This is a genomic window from Pseudomonas sp. TWP3-1, from assembly GCF_049896625.1.
Taxonomy (GTDB): Bacteria; Pseudomonadota; Gammaproteobacteria; order Pseudomonadales; family Pseudomonadaceae; genus Aquipseudomonas.
Genome location: NZ_JAFCUQ010000017.1, coordinates 44768 through 60343 on the forward strand (window position 1 = coordinate 44768; position 15576 = coordinate 60343).

The 15576-nt window shown below is 59.8% G+C and carries 12 protein-coding genes; 5 read left to right on the forward strand and 7 right to left on the reverse strand.

All coding sequences use genetic code 11. The features are described 5' to 3' along the window. Positions 1 to 73 precede the first annotated feature (73 nt). Genes ACP7BN_RS21275 through ACP7BN_RS21295 form a run of 5 tightly spaced genes read right to left on the reverse strand, consistent with a single transcriptional unit; the run spans position 74 to position 8400 of the window. A complete protein-coding gene (locus ACP7BN_RS21275; RefSeq protein WP_426205962.1) occupies positions 74 to 1471 on the reverse strand; it encodes an ATP-binding protein in 1398 nt (465 codons plus the stop codon). Then, on the reverse strand, positions 1468 to 3282 hold the full coding sequence (locus ACP7BN_RS21280) for a DAHL domain-containing protein (RefSeq protein WP_426205963.1): 1815 nt from the start codon (positions 3280 to 3282) through the stop codon (positions 1468 to 1470). The genes ACP7BN_RS21275 and ACP7BN_RS21280 overlap by 4 nt, the downstream gene beginning before the upstream one ends. After that, complete coding sequence (locus tag ACP7BN_RS21285) at positions 3279 to 4232, reverse strand: cytochrome-c peroxidase (protein ID WP_426205964.1); 954 nt, start codon at positions 4230 to 4232, stop codon at positions 3279 to 3281. Before ACP7BN_RS21285 ends, ACP7BN_RS21280 begins: the two co-directional genes overlap by 4 nt. Next, complete coding sequence (locus tag ACP7BN_RS21290; RefSeq protein WP_426205965.1) at positions 4229 to 6139, reverse strand: putative bifunctional diguanylate cyclase/phosphodiesterase; 1911 nt, start codon at positions 6137 to 6139, stop codon at positions 4229 to 4231. The genes ACP7BN_RS21285 and ACP7BN_RS21290 overlap by 4 nt, the downstream gene beginning before the upstream one ends. Beyond that, entirely contained in the window at positions 6136 to 8400 is a 2265-nt protein-coding gene (locus ACP7BN_RS21295; protein WP_426205966.1) for a GGDEF/EAL domain-containing response regulator, read from the reverse strand. The genes ACP7BN_RS21290 and ACP7BN_RS21295 overlap by 4 nt, the downstream gene beginning before the upstream one ends. A 253-nt stretch (positions 8401 to 8653) precedes the next feature. On the opposite strand from ACP7BN_RS21295, the gene ACP7BN_RS21300 reads away from it, so the two are divergent. The 4 genes from ACP7BN_RS21300 to ACP7BN_RS21315 are packed head-to-tail and all read left to right on the forward strand — an operon-like array spanning position 8654 to position 11657. Continuing rightward, positions 8654 to 9997 (forward strand): HD domain-containing phosphohydrolase, encoded by a 1344-nt coding sequence (locus tag ACP7BN_RS21300; protein ID WP_426205967.1) that lies wholly within the window; start codon positions 8654 to 8656, stop codon positions 9995 to 9997. A gap of 60 nt (positions 9998 to 10057) precedes the next feature. After that, positions 10058 to 10492: an NUDIX hydrolase gene (locus ACP7BN_RS21305; RefSeq protein ID WP_426205968.1), complete on the forward strand. Its 435-nt coding sequence runs from the start codon at positions 10058 to 10060 to the stop codon at positions 10490 to 10492. 23 nt (positions 10493 to 10515) lie between these two features. Then, the gene (locus ACP7BN_RS21310) at positions 10516 to 11154 is read left to right on the forward strand and encodes a LysE family translocator (RefSeq protein ID WP_426205969.1); all 639 of its coding nucleotides are present in this window, start codon (positions 10516 to 10518) and stop codon (positions 11152 to 11154) included. Positions 11155 to 11156: 2 nt separating this feature from the next. Continuing rightward, positions 11157 to 11657, forward strand: a complete 501-nt coding sequence (locus ACP7BN_RS21315; protein WP_426205970.1) for a GNAT family N-acetyltransferase — start codon at positions 11157 to 11159, stop codon at positions 11655 to 11657. 9 nt (positions 11658 to 11666) lie between these two features. Here ACP7BN_RS21315 and metR read toward each other — a convergent pair whose 3' ends face one another. After that, positions 11667 to 12584 (reverse strand): transcriptional regulator MetR, encoded by a 918-nt coding sequence (gene metR, locus ACP7BN_RS21320; protein WP_420646192.1) that lies wholly within the window; start codon positions 12582 to 12584, stop codon positions 11667 to 11669. 112 nt (positions 12585 to 12696) lie between these two features. On the opposite strand from metR, the gene metE reads away from it, so the two are divergent. After that, entirely contained in the window at positions 12697 to 15009 is a 2313-nt protein-coding gene (gene metE, locus ACP7BN_RS21325; RefSeq protein WP_426205971.1) for a 5-methyltetrahydropteroyltriglutamate--homocysteine S-methyltransferase, read from the forward strand. 82 nt (positions 15010 to 15091) lie between these two features. Here metE and ACP7BN_RS21330 read toward each other — a convergent pair whose 3' ends face one another. Further along, the gene (locus ACP7BN_RS21330) at positions 15092 to 15565 is read right to left on the reverse strand and encodes a hypothetical protein (protein WP_426205972.1); all 474 of its coding nucleotides are present in this window, start codon (positions 15563 to 15565) and stop codon (positions 15092 to 15094) included. Between the last annotated feature and the right edge of the window lie 11 nt (positions 15566 to 15576).

Consider the following 15576-nt stretch of genomic DNA (forward strand, 5'->3'; position numbering starts at 1 on the left):
CTTGGTAGGGCAGGCAGGGATTCTGCGCCTCCAGGGAAACCGTGAACAGGGAGACTTTCTGCCTACATCGGCGTCAGGTTACCGACTGACGCAGCGGCAACAGCACGCGGAACGTGGTGCCAGCCCCGAGTTCGCTGCGCACTGAAATGTCCCCGCCGTGTTTTTTCACGATCCCGTAGGACAGCGACAGACCCAACCCTGTCCCTTGCCCCACCGGTTTGGTGGTGAAGAACGGGTCGAAGATTTTCTGCAAGGTCTCGGGTGCAATGCCCGAGCCGTTGTCAGCCACTTCGATCCACACATTTTGCCCTTGCAGCCCCGTGCGCAGGGTGATGACGCCGCGTTCAGGCCCCATGGCCTGCGCCGCATTGATCACCAGATTCATGATGACCTGATTGATCTGCGACGGCAGGCATTCGATGTCCGGCAGATCCTGATATTCCTTGACCAGATCGGCCTTGTACTTGAGTTCGCTGGCGACGATGTTCAGGGTCGATTCGATGCCTTGTTGCAGATTGGCCGACTGCCATTGCTGCTGGGTGTCGACCCGGGAGAAATCTTTCAGGTCCTTGACGATCTGGCTGACGCGACCGATGCCCTCCTTGGATTCCCGGATCAGCACGGGAATGTCTTGCAGCAGGAAATCCAGATCCAGCTGTTCGCGCAATTGCTGCAATTGCGCGGCGGGTTCGGCGGCGAGGGTTTGCCCGGCGGTCTGGTACGCGTCGAGCATGCTCAGCAACTGCTGAAAGTAGCCGTCCAGCGAACCGAGGTTGGAGGAAATGAAGCCGATCGGATTGTTGATCTCATGCGCGACCCCGGCCGCCAGTTGCCCGAGTGAAGCAAGCTTTTCCGACTGCACCAACTGGCCTTCGAGCTGTTTGCGCTCGTCGATTTCGCGCTGCAAGGCCACGCTGGCCTGCTTGAATTGAGCGGTGCGCTGATCCACCAGGTGCTCCAGATTGTGCATTTGCAACGACGCGCGCTCGGTCATCTGCCACTTGGTCAGCAGGGTATTGGCCATTTGCTGCACTTCGATGTTATCGAAAGGCTTTTTCAGGATCAGCAGACGGTCGTGAGCCTGCAGGCGATCAAGCAATTCGTCCCAGGAATAGTCGGAATACGCCGTGCACACGACCACCTGCAATTGCGGATCCTGCAACCACAGTTGCTCGATGGTTTGCGCGCCGTCCCAGCCGTCGGGCATACGCATGTCGACAAACGCCAACGCGTAGGGACATTGCTCCTGCAAGGCGAGGTTGAGTTTGGCCAGGCCTTCCTCGCCACCATAAGCCGAGTCCAGCTCGAAACTCGGGCGTTGGGGTTTGGCTGGAGCACCGAACAATGCTGTTTCCATCTCGTCCAGTTCCGCGGAGTGCGCCAGGGTCGGGGTGAGAATCTTGCGAAAGTCTTCGTGAATCGACGGCATGTCGTCGATCAGCAAAATGCGCCGGTTCGACAGTTCGCTCATGCATTCTCCGTTACAGCAATCAGCGGCAGTTGCAAGGTGAACAAGGCGCCCAGTCCCGGTCCGTCGCTGTGGGCGGTGAGGTGGCCGTTCATTTCGATCGCCGCCAGTGCGCAGCTGTGCAGACCAAACCCGTGGCCTTCCTTGCGGGTGGTAAAACCGTGAGCAAAGATCCGGGTCATGTTTTCCGCGGCGATGCCTTCACCGTCGTCGCGGACGCTGATTTGCAAAAAGGTCTCGTCAACGATTTCCACCCCAAGCGTCATTGTTCGCGGGCGGTTGCTGAGGTCGGTCATGGCGTATTTGGCGTTGCTGATGAGGTTGATCAGAATCAGCAGCAAGCGGTGTTTGTCGCCCATGACCTGGGGCACTTCACTGTATTGCCTGACCACGGTGACGTGATGGCGAGTCAGCGCACCGGCATTCATGCGCAGGGCGTCCTCCAGCAGTTCGTCGATATACAGCGGTTCGGTCATGCTGTTGGCCCCCGCGTAGGATTGCTGGGTGGCGACGATGTCCTTGATGTGGTCGACGCTCTTGTTCATCTGACCCAGTTCGTCGGCCATTTCCTGCTGTTCCTGGTCAATCGCACTGACCAGTTGGTTGAGATAGCCGGGCAGCAATTTTCCCTTGTCGTCCTGGCTAAGGAAATGCCCGAGGTCATCGGGGTGTTCGTTGATCAGTTGCATGGCCTTGCCCAGGCCAAGGGCCTTGCTGCTGCGCAGTTTGCGCCCGATCAGCTCGCAGGAAATATTCACGCTGTTGAGCACGTTGCCGACGTTGTGCAGCACGTTGGTCGCGATTTCCGCCATGCCGGCCTGCCGTGCGGCGTCGAGCAGTTCGCTCTGGGCGTTCTTGAGTTCCCGGGTGCGTTCTTCGACCCGTTGCTCCAGCGCATCGTTGGCGTTTTGCAGGGCGTTGTTGACCCGGTGGATCTCGGCGAAGCTGCGGATCAGCCGGACGGCCAGCCACAGCAGCGACAGCATGAGCAGCACGGAAAACAACAGCATGTAGAAGTGGTACTCGCGGTCGATTTTTTCGACCCGTTGCTGATCCAGGTTGAGCATGCGGGTGATGTCGTCCAGACGTTCGGCCACGGGCACGACTTCGATGCTTTCCAGCAGATCGTTGACGATTGGCTGCTCGCGTAAAATCAGCGCGATGTGATTGCTGAGAATCTTCACCGGGGCATGGAATTCTTCCGGCAAACGTTGCGCGTTCACCGCCAGTTTATTCAGCCCCAGCACAATGTCGGCGCCCTTGTCGGCGGAGGTGACCTGAGCAAACTCCAGGGCACTGAGCAGCAGGTCGTAGGTGTCGGTGGCGATGTTTTGCACTTGCAGCTTGTCGAGGTCAGACAAGTCCGCCAGTTGCGCCTGAATGTCATCTTCGGCGGTCGGCAGGAACGCCAGCGAGTTACGCAACAAGGCGTTGTGCGACTTGAACTGTTCGACCAGGCGAGTCTTTTCCTGCATTGCCTTGAGAAAGCCTTCGTGTGCATCGTTCCATTGGCTGGAGTCCTTGCGCCCATGCCCCGACTCCATTGCGGCGAAGCGCTCCCATAGCTGATGCATCTCGGTCACCGGAGACACCAGCGGATCGTAGTTGTGGGAAATCGCCACGCGGGCCTTGAGTATTTCGTTTTCCCACAGGGCGTCCTGTTGGGTGATCTGGCGGATCAAATCGCGCGAATCGGTGTAGGTGGTGGTCTGTTCCGAGCTGGACTTGAGGTAGAGGAACAGCAGCGTCGAGGCCAGCAGAATGGCGACCACCGTGATCAGCAGCAGGCTGGTTCTGCGTGAGATCTTCTTCATGGCTTGCCCTCCCATTGGCCGGTCAGGGTCTTGAGAAACTGGATGATCAGGGTTTTGTCTTCGGTGCTCGGCATGCGCCCCAATTGGTACTGGAACATCACGTCCACGGCCCGTTCGAGGTCAGGTGCCGAACCGTCGTGGAAGTACGGCGCGGTCAGGGCGACATTGCGCAAACTCGGCACCTTGAACACCGCGCGATCAGCTTCATCGCCGGTGACATTGAAGCGGCCCAGATCAGCCGCCGTCGGGTTGCCGCGATCAGCAATGTAGTCGCCGAACACGCCGAACTTCTGGAACATATTGCCGCCAATGTTCACGCCCTGATGGCAGGCGATACAGCCGTAGTCCTTGAAGCGTTGATAGCCGTACTTTTCTTCGAGGGTGAGAATGTCGGTCTTGCCCAACAGGTATTGATCGAAGCGCGACCCTGGCGATAACAAGGTGCGTTGGTAGGTGGCGAGTGCGTTCTGGATATTGGCTTTGGTCACGGCGTCCGGGTAGGCGCTGTCGAAGGTCTTGCGGTAGCCGGGATCGTCGTTGATGCGTTGCACGACGGTTTTCCAGTCACTGCCCATTTCGTGGGGGCTGGTAATCACATTGTCGGCTTGCGCTTCCAGGGTCTCGACCCGTCCGTCCCAGAATTGCCGGAAATTGAGGCTGGCGTTGAGCACGGTTGGCGTGTTGACCGTCACCGGTTTGCCATCGAAACCCAGCGACAGGGCGCGGCTGTCGGCACCGCCCTTGTCCAGTTGGTGGCAACTGGCGCAGGACAACGTGTTGTTCGCCGAAAGCCTGGGATCATTGAACAACTGGCGACCGAGCGCGGCGCGTTCACGGTTGGGTGGCGCCATCTCCGGCAAGGGCTTGAGTGGTTGATTCAATGGCTCGCCGGCAGCGTTGACGCATGTCCCACCCAACATCACCGCCAGCGTGTAACGGAACAGGGTCATGAGGGATTGTCTCCCGTGCCTGTTGCCGGGCTGTCGCAGGGCGTCGATGAATCCGGCAGCCCTGTGCTCAACAGTCGGGCAAACGCCGGCGCCGGCACGGCTTCGCTGAAGTAGTAACCCTGAGCTTCTTCGCAATGGTGATCCTTGAGAAATTTCAGTTGCGCCGCTGTTTCGACCCCTTCGGCGATGACGTTCAGGCTCAGGCTCTTGCCCAGGCTGATGATCGCGCCAACCAGCGCGGCATCGCTGCTGTCAGTACTCAGGCCACGAATGAATGATTGATCGATTTTCAGCACATCGATGGGAAAGCGCCGCAGGTAGCTCAGGCTTGAATACCCGGTGCCGAAGTCATCGATGGCCAGCCTGACCCCCAGCGCTTTCAACCGTTGCAACGCGCTCATGGTCGCGTCGACGTTTTGCATCAGTACGCTTTCGGTGATTTCCAGCTCCAGCAGGCACGGATCCAGCCCTGTCTGAGCAAGCACCTGTTCGATGTTCTCCACGAAGTGGCGCTGGCGAAAGTCGATGGCCGAGGTGTTGACCGACATGCGGATCGGCGGCAACCCCGCCGCCTGCCAGTGCCGCGTCTGGTGGCAGGCTTCGGCCAACACCCATTTGCTCAACGGCACGATCAGCCCGCTGTCTTCGGCCACTGGAATAAACTCGGACGGGTAAACCCAGCCATGCCCCGGTTTTTGCCAGCGCACCAGCGCCTCCGCGCCGACAATCCGCCCACTTTCCAGAGCGATTTTCGGCTGGTAGTGCAGGACAAATTCGTTGCGTTGCAGCGCCTGGCGAATACCTGATTCGATACTCTGCTGTTGGCGTGCGCGCTCGTTCATGGCCTCGATGAAAAAACCGAAGTTGTCCGGCCCGCTGTCCTTGACGTTGCGCATGGCCGTTTCAGCCTTTTTGATCAGGTCGATGGCTTCGAGCCCGTCGTCCGGGTAAATGCTCACGCCCATGCTGGCAGTGACGCTGACGTCATGCCCCGCGATCATCTGGGGCGCACGGATGGCGCCCAGCAGTTTTTCGGCGATGCTGCGGGTCTGCTGGGGATGGTTGATATCAGTGAGGATCACCACGAACTCGTCCGAGCCGTAGCGAAAGACCGAGTCCGATCCGCGCACGTTTCCCAGCAACTGCTGGCCCACCCGTCTGAGCATTTCGTCGCCGGCCGGATGCCCCAGCGCGTTGTTGATGCGTTTGAAGCGGTCCATACCGAGGAACAGCACCACCAGTTTTTTGTCATGGCGGCGGCAGGCCGCAATCGACTGACTCAAGCGGTCACCGAGCAAGGTGCTGTTGGGCAGACCGGTGAGGGTGTCGTACTGCAACAGATGCGAGACTTTGAGCAATTCGTGGACGCGTGCCTCGATGGTTTGTTCGAGGCTGAGCATCTTCAGTGCGGCGTCCTGAGCCAGTTGCCACTTCCAGGTCAGGGCGTTGGCCATCTGGCGGATTTCCAGGGTATCGAAGGGTTTTTTCAGGATCAGCAACTGATCGCCGAACTCCAGCCGTTCGGCCATGGCCTCCCAGCTGTAGTCGGAGAAAGCAGTGCATAACGCGATTTGCAGGTTCGGATCGACTTTCCACAGTTGCTCGATGGTTTCCAGGCCATCCCAGCCGGGCGGCATGCGCATGTCGGTGAAGGCGAGGGCGTAGGGACGACCCTCATCCAGCGCTTGTTGCACCAGTTTCAGCGCTTCCTGGCCCTGATAGGCGGAGTCAAGCTGGAACGTCACTTGCGGGGCCTGACGGGTGCCGAACAACGACTGTTCCAGGCTGTTCAGGTCTGCTGCGCCGCTGATGTCGGGGGTGAGTATCTTGCGAAAGTCGTCGTGGATCGCCGGGGTATCGTCGACGATCAGAATCCGGCGGTTGGTCTGGGCGAAGGGCGTTTTCATCCCTCAATCTCCCTCGTGCCCGCTGACTCGCTGCTGGCGGCGGTGAGCATCCGGACCGCGTGCTCGGGGCTGAGGGCCTCGTTGAAATACAGACCCTGTGCCGCAGCCAGCGGAGCATCGGATTTTGGCTCGTGTGGCTGCCCCGGCTGCTGGCCGCCTTCGGCAATGATGCCGATGCCCAGATCCCTTGCGAAATTGATGATCGCTTTCAGCGTGTTGGCCCCGGCCGTATCTTGAGCCGCGCTGTCGAGAAACGACTGGGCGAGTTTCAGGTGATTGACCCGGTAGGTTTTCAGGTAATCGAACGATGAATATTCGGTGCCGAAATCGTCGATGGCGATTTTCACCCCCAGCTCGCTCAATCTCGGCAGCACGTCGTTATGTGTCCACTTGGTTTGGGCCAGCGTCGCTTCGGTAACGTCAAAACGCAGATCCCAGGGCGCGAGCTCGTAACGCGCGGCGGTGCGCAATACGTCGTAGATAAATTCGGGGCCACTCTTGAGCTGGGCCAGCGATAGCTTGATCGCCATCACCGGTGGCGCCACACCGGCGTTGCGCCACTCGCTCATTTGCCGGCAGGCGCGATCCAGCACCCAGCGGCCGAGGGGAATGATGGCGCCGGTTATTTCCGCGGCCGGGACAAACGCGCCCGCCTGCAGCAGGCCGCGCTGGGGATGGTTCCAGCAGACCTGCGCCTCCATGCCTAAAATCCTGCCACTGTGCATGTCCAATTCCGGCGCGTATTTCAACTCCAGCTCATCGCGCTCCAGTGCAGTCATCAACTCAGTGACGATGGCCATGCGCTCGGCCACTTCCTGGGTGATCGCTTCGGAGTGGAAGTGATACTGATTGCGCCCCGTGTCCTTGGCGCGGTACAGCGCCATGTCGGCCTGGCCCAGCAGGCTGTCGGCGTCGAGGCTGGCGTCGCTGTAGGTGCTGATGCCGATGCTGGCTGAAATATGCACAGCGTTGCCCGCCAGGTGATACGGCGCCATCAGCGCATCGAGGATATTGGTGGCCATGGCGGCGGAACGGGTCGGGTCGCTGACGTCCAGTTGCAGGATCGCAAACTCATCGCCGCCGAGGCGCGCCGTGACGTCGCTTTCGCGCACACTGGATTTGATCCGCCGCGCCACTTCCTGCAAGAGCAGATCGCCGATCGGGTGACCGAGGCTGTCATTGATGCGCTTGAAGTGGTCCAGATCCAGATAAAACACCGCGAATGGCGCTGCGCCGCGACGGGCGCCGGCAAACGCCTGATGCAGACGCTCGATCAGCGTGGCGCGATTGGCCAGCCCGGTGAGGCCGTCCGTGCGCGCCAGCAAGGCGAGCTTCTCTTCGGCCACGCGGCGCTCGGTGATGTCGAGGATGATCCCTTCGACTTCCAGCAATCGGCCGTCGTGATCGCGGACCGGGACGTAACGGTTTTCCACCCAGCGCCAGTTGCCATCCCCGGTACGCAGGCGAAATTCGATCGAGGCACCGAGTGCGTGGCGATCCAGTACCCGGGCCATGGCGGCATCTACCCCGGCCTGATCATCCGGGTGAATCAAGTCCTGTGCCCAGTTTGCCGATTTCACCAGATCGGCCGCCATATGGCCGTAGCGTGTGATGTTGTGCGAGATGTACATCAGCTTGAACGAGGGATCGCCGCGTAACCGGTAAAGGATGGTCGGGCTGTTCTGCACGATGATATTGGCGTCGGACAGCTCTCGCGTGCGCTCCTGAACGGCTTGTTCGAGCTGGGTCATCTTCAGCGCGGCGTCTTCGGTCATCTGCCACTTGACCGTGAGCGCGCTGGCCATCTGGCGGATCTCGATCGCATCGAAGGGTTTTTTCAGAATCAGCAGACCATCGGTCAGTCCCAGCCGCTGGTCGATGTCTTCCCACGAGTGATCGCTGTAGGCCGTGCACAACGCGACTTGCAGTTTGGGATCGACCTGCCACAGCCGCTCAATGGTCTCCAGGCCATCCCAGCCCGGCGGCATGCGCATGTCGATGAAGGCCATGGCGTAGGGGCGTCCAGCGGCGATGGCCGCATGCAGTTTGGCCAGCGCTTCGCTGCCTTGAAATGCCGAATCCAGTTCAAAGTGCAGTTTAGGAGCGGTGGCCGGGGTGCCGAACAGCAGGTTTTCGGTTTCCCCGAGGCTATCGGCGTCTGCATTGCCCGGACTGAGGATTTTCGAAAAATCGGAATGAATCGACGCGGTATCGTCGACGATGAGTATGCGGCGGTTGATCGGTCCGGCTTGTGCGCTCATGGCGCAATGCCAGATCCAGACACGCTCTTACTCGGGAGCATCCTTTTTCCCCTCCTTGCATGCCTGCACGCAGGCCGTTTGTCTCGTTCGACCCCTAGAGCATAGTTGCCCGCAGGACTCTTCGCTTGCCGGTGTGTAACCGATGTATCGCGTGAACCGCGCAAAAATCATCTAGCCTTGCCCTCAAGCGCGGGCAAACGAGGAGGTCTGTCGGCGCGCCTGTCAGGTTCACTGTTTCGCTTGAGGTCACCCCATGGAAGAACAATCTGCGACTTCAGCGCACCGGCCGCAGGTGTTGCTGGTGGATGACGAGGAGTCGATCCTCAACAGCCTGCGGCGTCTGCTGCGCGGTCAGCCCTACGACGTGGTGCTGGCTACCAGCGGCGCACAGGCGCTGGAAATACTGGAGCAGCAGCCAGTCGATCTGGTCATGAGCGACGCGCGCATGCCCAATATGGACGGCGCCACATTGCTGGCGCGCGTGCATGAACTTTATCCGGCGACCACGCGGATCATGCTCACCGGCTATGCCGACCCTGCGGCGATCATCAAAGCCATCAACGAAGGACGCATCGATCGCTACATCAGCAAACCGTGGAACGACGAAGAAATGCTCCTGACCTTGCGTCAGGCGCTGGAGCATCAACATTCCGAACGTGAACGCCAGCGTCTGGAGCGGTTGGCCAAAGTGCAGAACGATCAGCTCAAACTGCTCAACAGCACGCTGGAAAAACACGTCGCCGCGCGTACCGCCGAGTTGCAGCAGACCGCCGACATGCTCGATCTGGCCTACGAAGAGCTCAAACACAGTTACGTGACCGGCACCGAAGTGTTCTCGTTGCTGGCCAACCTGCGCCTGCCGCCGGCCAAGCAGACCAATCGGCAGATCATCGAACTGGTGCGCGGCTACTGCAAGATGCACGGGCTGGATGAAGCCAGCAGCCGCGACCTGGCCATGGCCGCCGCGCTGTACAACATCGGCAAGCTGAGCTGGACCGACAGCATGATGAGCGCGCCCTCGGATTTACTGCACAGCACCGAGCGCGAGCGCTATCGCGGTTATCCGAAACAGAGCGAATCGCTGCTGATGACCCTCGACCCGATGAAGGATGCCGCGCGCTTGATCCTGCACCATCAGGAACGCTGGGACGGCAGTGGCTTTCCCGATCGGCTCAAGGGCGAGGCGATTCCGTTTGGTTCGCGGCTGTTGAAGTTGGCGGTGGATTTTGTCGAGTTGCAGCGCGGGCTGATTCTCGAGCGGCAAATGAACAGCGACGAGGCGTTGTTATACCTGCGCCAATACGCCGGCCGACTGTACGATCCGGAGTTGATCGAAGATTTCATCCAGGTGTGCGCGGCGTGCCTCAGCGACGTGGTGCTGGCCGACCCGAACGTCAAGGTGTTGGGCACTCGCGAGCTGGCGGCGGGGATGATCCTCGCGCGCAATCTGAATGCCGACAACGGCATGTTGCTGCTCAATGCCGGTAAGGTTTTGAGCGCATTGCTGGTGGACAAACTGATTAGTTTCGAGGCCATGGAGGGAGCCAAATACAAAGTGTTTGTGAAGGAGCCGGAAGAGCTTGAAGGCACGGGTTGATGACGTTGGCGTGACCGGCATGGGATCCTTGCGGTTTCTCCCAAGGCCCGTGACTGACCCATGACTTCTGCATCCGCCGTTCCATCGCGCATCATTCACATCGCCGCTGCACTGTTGATCCGCCCTGACGGCCAGACCCTGCTGGTGCGCAAGCGCGGCACTAGCGCATTCATGCAGCCGGGCGGCAAGATCGAGGCTGATGAATTGCCGGTGCATGCACTGGCCCGTGAGCTGGAAGAAGAGTTGGGATTGCTCATCGATCCGACGCAAGCGACATTCCTCGGCCAGTTCTCGGCGCCCGCCGCCAACGAGCCGGGATTCGTCGTACAGGCGGAAATTTTCCAGCTGAGCATCGACGCACAAGTCTCCCCGGCGGCCGAGATCGAAGAAGTGCTGTGGATTGATCCGGCCACCGACGGCGATGTCATCCTCGCCCCATTGACACGCGACCTGATCCTGCCGTTTTATCGAGCCTCGCTGGCCGCCAGCGCCTGATCATTCATGCACAGGACTTCGCCATGATCCCGCTTCAAGACCTGTTGATTTTCGCCGCCGCCGCGTTGTTGATGGTGCTGACGCCGGGGCCGAACATGATCTACCTGATCTCGCGTTCGATCTGTCAGGGACGCAAGGCCGGGGTGACCTCGTTGCTCGGCGTGGTCGCGGGATTTTTTGTGCATCTGTTCGCGGCGGCGGCAGGTTTGACCGCAGTGTTTCTCGCGGTGCCGATGGCTTATGAAGTGTTGAAGTGGGCCGGTGCGCTGTACCTGTTATGGCTGGCATGGCAAGCGGTCAGGCCCGGTGCGCGCTCGCCGTTCGAAGCGCAGCAATTGCCGGCGGATTCTTCGCGCAAGTTGATCACCATGGGTTTTCTCACCAGTGCGTTGAACCCGAAAATTGCGGTGTTCTATCTCTCGGTATTTCCGCAATTCATCTCGCCTGAACACGGCTCGGTATTCACCCAAAGCATTATCCTTGGCCTGACGCAGATCAGCGTCAGCTTCTGCGTCAACTTGCTGATCGCGCTGTTCGCGGCGGGCATTGCGTCGTGGTTCGTCAGCAATCCAACATGGCTGGCAGTCCAGCGTTATTTCATGGGTTTCGTGCTCGGTGCGCTGGCATTGCGGCTGATGCTTGAGCAACGGCGAGCGGCCTGAACATGTGGATCGAGCGCCTCGACGCCAGTCATGCGCTGGCTTACCGCGAGTTGATGCTTGAGGCCTACGACCTGCATCCGCAGGCGTTTACTTCCAGCGTGCGTGAACGAGCGGTGATGCCATTGAGTTGGTGGGAAGCGCGGCTTACCAGCAAGCTTGACGCGGTGTTTGGCGCGTTCGAAGAAGGCCGGTTGGCCGGCATCGTCGGCCTGGCATTCGAGCCTCGGGAAAAGGCTCGGCACAAGGCGACGTTGTTCGGCATGTACGTTTCGGCCGAGTTTCGCCATCACGGCCTGGGCCAGCAACTGGTGCACGCCGCGCTGGACGAAGCGCAGAAGCATCCCGCGCTGAAAGTCATTCAACTGACCGTCACCGCCGGCAACCAAGCGGCATTCAACCTGTATCAGCGCTGCGGCTTCATCCAGTTCGGACTGGAGCCGTTGGCGGTGCGGGTGGGTGAGGACTACTTCGACAAGATCCACATGTGGCGCCAGATCTTTTGATTTAAAGGTTCAGCGAACCGCGCTTACGCCATCCAGCGTCGAGAACGATGTGTCCTTGGCCGTCAGCAGGAAGTCACGCATGTACGGCGCATCAAGCATGTCGGCGCGGATCCCTGCATACAGCGTGGCAAACAAGCCTTTTTCCCCCAACCGCTTGCCCTTCACATAACCCCGCGAGCTGTATTCATGCAGCGCCCAGTGCGGCATGCCGCACACGCCACGCCCGCTGGCCACAAGCTGCATCATCATCACCGTCAGTTCTGAAGTACGCACCTGTGCCGGTTCAATGTCGGCCGGTTCCAGAAAGCGCGTGAAGATGTCCAGACGATCGCGTTCCACCGGGTAGGTGATCAGCGTTTCTGTCAGCAAATCTTCCGGGACGATGTACGGCTTGCTCGCCAGCGCATGCTGATTGGCCACCGCGAGCATCGCTTCGTAGGTGAACAGCGGCACATAAGTAATGCCAGCGATTTCCAGCGGATCGGACGTCACCACCAGATCCAGATCACCCCGCGCCAATGCAGGCAGCGGCGCAAATGAAAAGCCCGAAGCCAGGTCGAGTTCGACTTCCGGCCACGCATCGCGGAACTGGTCGATGGTCGGCATCAGCCACTGAAAACAGCTGTGGCATTCGATGGCCATGTGCAGGCGTCCGGCGGTGCCACCGGCCAGTCGCGCGATGTCGCGTTCTGCGCCGCGCAGCAGCGGCAAGGTCGCGTCGGCCAGTTGCAGCAGGCGCAGGCCGGCGCTGGTGAAGCGCACCGGTTTGGTCTTGCGCACAAATAATTGCATGCCCATGCGCTCCTCCAGCTCCTTGAACTGGTGGGACAGCGCTGATTGGGTCAGGTGCAAGCGGTCAGCCGCATCGACCAGGCTGTCGGCTTCGCGCAAGGCGTGAAGGGTTTTCAGGTGACGGATTTCAAGCACCGGCTGGCTCCATGAGGAAAACTTGTGATCAACACGAAAAGGTTGAGTTTGTCTCATGTTGGGTGAGCTGTCGACAATGGCGCCATCTTTTACGCAATGGAGCACATTCGACATGGCCGTGGCACACACCCTGGGTTTCCCGCGCATCGGCGCCGACCGCGAACTGAAAAAAGCCCTCGAAGCCTACTGGAAGGGTGATCTCGATCAGGCGGCTCTGAATCAGGTCGGTCGTGATCTGCGCGCCAGGCATTGGCAGTTGCAGAAAGACGCGGGCATCGATCTGCTGCCGGTCGGCGACTTCGCCTGGTACGACCAGGTGCTGACTCACTCGCTGACCTTCGGCGTGATCCCCGAGCGCTTCAACGGCGTGCGTGACGAACAGGGCCAGCCGAGCCTCGACACCTTGTTCGCTATGGCCCGTGGCGCAACCGCCAACTGCTGCGGCGCTGACCACGGCCAGACGCAATATGCGCAAGAGCTGACCAAGTGGTTCGACACCAACTACCACTATCTGGTCCCGGAATTCAGCGCGGATCAGCAGTTCAAACTGAGCTGGGAGCAATTGTTCGATGAAGTCGAAGAAGCCAAGGCGCTGGGCCATAACGTCAAACCGGTGATCATCGGCCCGCTGACTTACCTGTGGCTGGGCAAGGCGAAAGGCAACGACTTCGACAAGCTCGATCTGCTTGAGCGTCTGCTGCCGGTGTACAACGAAATCCTTGTACGCCTCGCCGAACAAGGCGTGGAGTGGGTGCAGATTGACGAGCCAATCCTCACCCTAGATCTGCCGCAAGCGTGGAAAAGCGCCTTCGAACGCGCTTACCACATCCTGCAATATTCGCCGCTGAAAAAACTCGTGGCGACCTACTTCAGCGGTCTGCAAGACAACCTCGGTCTGGCCGTCGGCTTGCCAGTGCAAGGTCTGCACATCGACGCGGTGCGTGCGCCTGAAGAACTCGGCCAAGTGCTTGATCGCCTGCCGACCTACAAGATTCTCTCAGTCGGACTGGTCAACGGTCGTAACGTCTGGCGCTGTGAACTGGAGCAGGCGCTGGCGCAACTGCAACCAGCGCAAGAGCGTTTTGGCGACAACCTGTGGGTCAGCAGTTCCTGTTCGTTGTTGCACAGCCCGGTGGATGTCGAGCGCGAAGACCAACTCGATCCTGAACTCAAGAGCTGGCTGGCCTTCGCCGTGCAGAAATGCAGCGAAATCTCCGTGCTGCGTGATGCCCTGAACGATCCACAAGCGCCGAAAGTCCAGCGCGCACTGGCCGAAAGCCGCGCCATTCAAGACAGCCGCGCGTGCTCGCCGCGCATTCATAAACCTGCAGTGCAGGCGCGGATCAAAGCGATCAACGCCAAGGACAGCCAACGCCAGTCGCCGTTCGCCAAACGCATCGCCCAGCAACAGGCGCGTCTGCAATTGCCGACGTTCCCCACCACTACCATCGGCTCGTTTCCGCAGACCGCTTCAATCCGTCTCGCGCGTCAGGCGTTCAAGCAGGGCAAGCTGTCGGCCAACGATTACACCGACGCCATGCACAGTGAAATCCGCCATGCGGTTGAAGTGCAGGAACGTATCGGGCTGGACGTGCTGGTACACGGTGAAGCCGAACGCAACGACATGGTCGAGTACTTCGCCGAGCAACTCGACGGTTATCTGTTCACCCGTTTTGGCTGGGTGCAGAGCTATGGTTCGCGCTGCGTGAAACCGGCAGTGATTTACGGCGACCTCAGTCGTGCGCAAGCCATGACCGTCGACTGGATCACCTACGCACAGAGCCTGACCAGCAAGGTCATGAAAGGCATGCTCACCGGTCCTGTGACCATGCTGATGTGGTCGTTCCCGCGCGAAGACGTGTCGCGAAAAATCCAGGCGCAACAACTGGCGCTGGCCCTGCGTGATGAAGTGCTGGATCTGGAAAACGCCGGAATCAAGATCGTGCAGATCGACGAAGCCGCGTTCCGCGAAGGCCTGCCGCTGCGCCGCGCGCAATGGCAGGAATATCTGGACTGGGCGGTGCAAGCGTTCCGTCTGACGGCCTCCGGCGTCAAGGACCAAACGCAGATCCACACGCACATGTGCTACAGCGAATTCAACGATGTGATCAAGGCCATCGCCGAGATGGACGCCGACGTCATCACCATCGAAACCTCACGCTCGGACATGGAACTGCTCGAAGCCTTCGAAGCGTTTGACTACCCGAACGACATCGGCCCCGGCGTGTACGACATCCACTCGCCACGGGTGCCGGACACGGCCGAGATGGTCAAATTGATGAGCAAAGCGGTGCAGCGGATTCCGGCGGAGCGGTTGTGGGTCAATCCTGATTGCGGCTTGAAAACCCGTGCCTGGCCCGAGACGGAAGCGGCGTTGATCAATATGGTCGCGGCGGCGCGGCAGTTGCGTAATCAGTTGGCGTGACGCGTCGAGGTCCCGTAACCGCGTCTAAAACCCCGCTACAAGGCACCCAGTGGGGGGCATAGTTCCAGCGCTCGTCTTGAGACTACCTCGGGGTGTAAGTCACGTGGTCGATGTAGAGCGGGCCTTTGCTTCCGTCTGGGTCGGAAGGCCCCGAGAATCGTACTTCGACTTTTGCAGTGCCTGCCGGCATGGTGCCGCTGTATCGAAACAGTGTCTCTGTGGGTTGTAGCTGGGCCAGACCAATATCCATCGAGAGCCACAGACCGTTGGCGTCGTATGCCTCAACGAAATATGCGAGAAACGGGTGAGTAGCATAGTTAAATGGCGGCTTGAAGTTCTGAGCGGTGGGCGCCGATGCTATGAACGTCATGTCACAAGGGCCGGGCGGTGCGTCGAATTTGTTAAAGAGTAATACGCCGTTATCCACTCCCGGCTGTACTCGCGCCTGGAAGCTGCGGTTGTGATTGACTACGTCGGCCTTACCCTGGAAAACCCGAAGAGTCCAAAAGCTGAAATCGCCCGTCTCGAAATCGCCGTTCGGAATGATGTTGCTCATCTTGCCTCCGC

What these genes read in the sequence shown, in the direction of transcription:
- ACP7BN_RS21275 (WP_426205962.1), bottom strand. Translation starts at nt 1,471, where the DNA reads ATGAGCGAACTGTCGAACCGGCGCATTTTGCTGATCGACGACATGCCG.
- ACP7BN_RS21280 (WP_426205963.1), bottom strand. Translation starts at nt 3,282, where the DNA reads ATGAAGAAGATCTCACGCAGAACCAGCCTGCTGCTGATCACGGTGGTC.
- ACP7BN_RS21285 (WP_426205964.1), bottom strand. Translation starts at nt 4,232, where the DNA reads ATGACCCTGTTCCGTTACACGCTGGCGGTGATGTTGGGTGGGACATGC.
- ACP7BN_RS21290 (WP_426205965.1), bottom strand. Translation starts at nt 6,139, where the DNA reads ATGAAAACGCCCTTCGCCCAGACCAACCGCCGGATTCTGATCGTCGAC.
- ACP7BN_RS21295 (WP_426205966.1), bottom strand. Translation starts at nt 8,400, where the DNA reads ATGAGCGCACAAGCCGGACCGATCAACCGCCGCATACTCATCGTCGAC.
- ACP7BN_RS21300 (WP_426205967.1), top strand. Translation starts at nt 8,654, where the DNA reads ATGGAAGAACAATCTGCGACTTCAGCGCACCGGCCGCAGGTGTTGCTG.
- ACP7BN_RS21305 (WP_426205968.1), top strand. Translation starts at nt 10,058, where the DNA reads ATGACTTCTGCATCCGCCGTTCCATCGCGCATCATTCACATCGCCGCT.
- ACP7BN_RS21310 (WP_426205969.1), top strand. Translation starts at nt 10,516, where the DNA reads ATGATCCCGCTTCAAGACCTGTTGATTTTCGCCGCCGCCGCGTTGTTG.
- ACP7BN_RS21315 (WP_426205970.1), top strand. Translation starts at nt 11,157, where the DNA reads ATGTGGATCGAGCGCCTCGACGCCAGTCATGCGCTGGCTTACCGCGAG.
- metE (WP_426205971.1), top strand. Translation starts at nt 12,697, where the DNA reads ATGGCCGTGGCACACACCCTGGGTTTCCCGCGCATCGGCGCCGACCGC.
- ACP7BN_RS21330 (WP_426205972.1), bottom strand. Translation starts at nt 15,565, where the DNA reads ATGAGCAACATCATTCCGAACGGCGATTTCGAGACGGGCGATTTCAGC.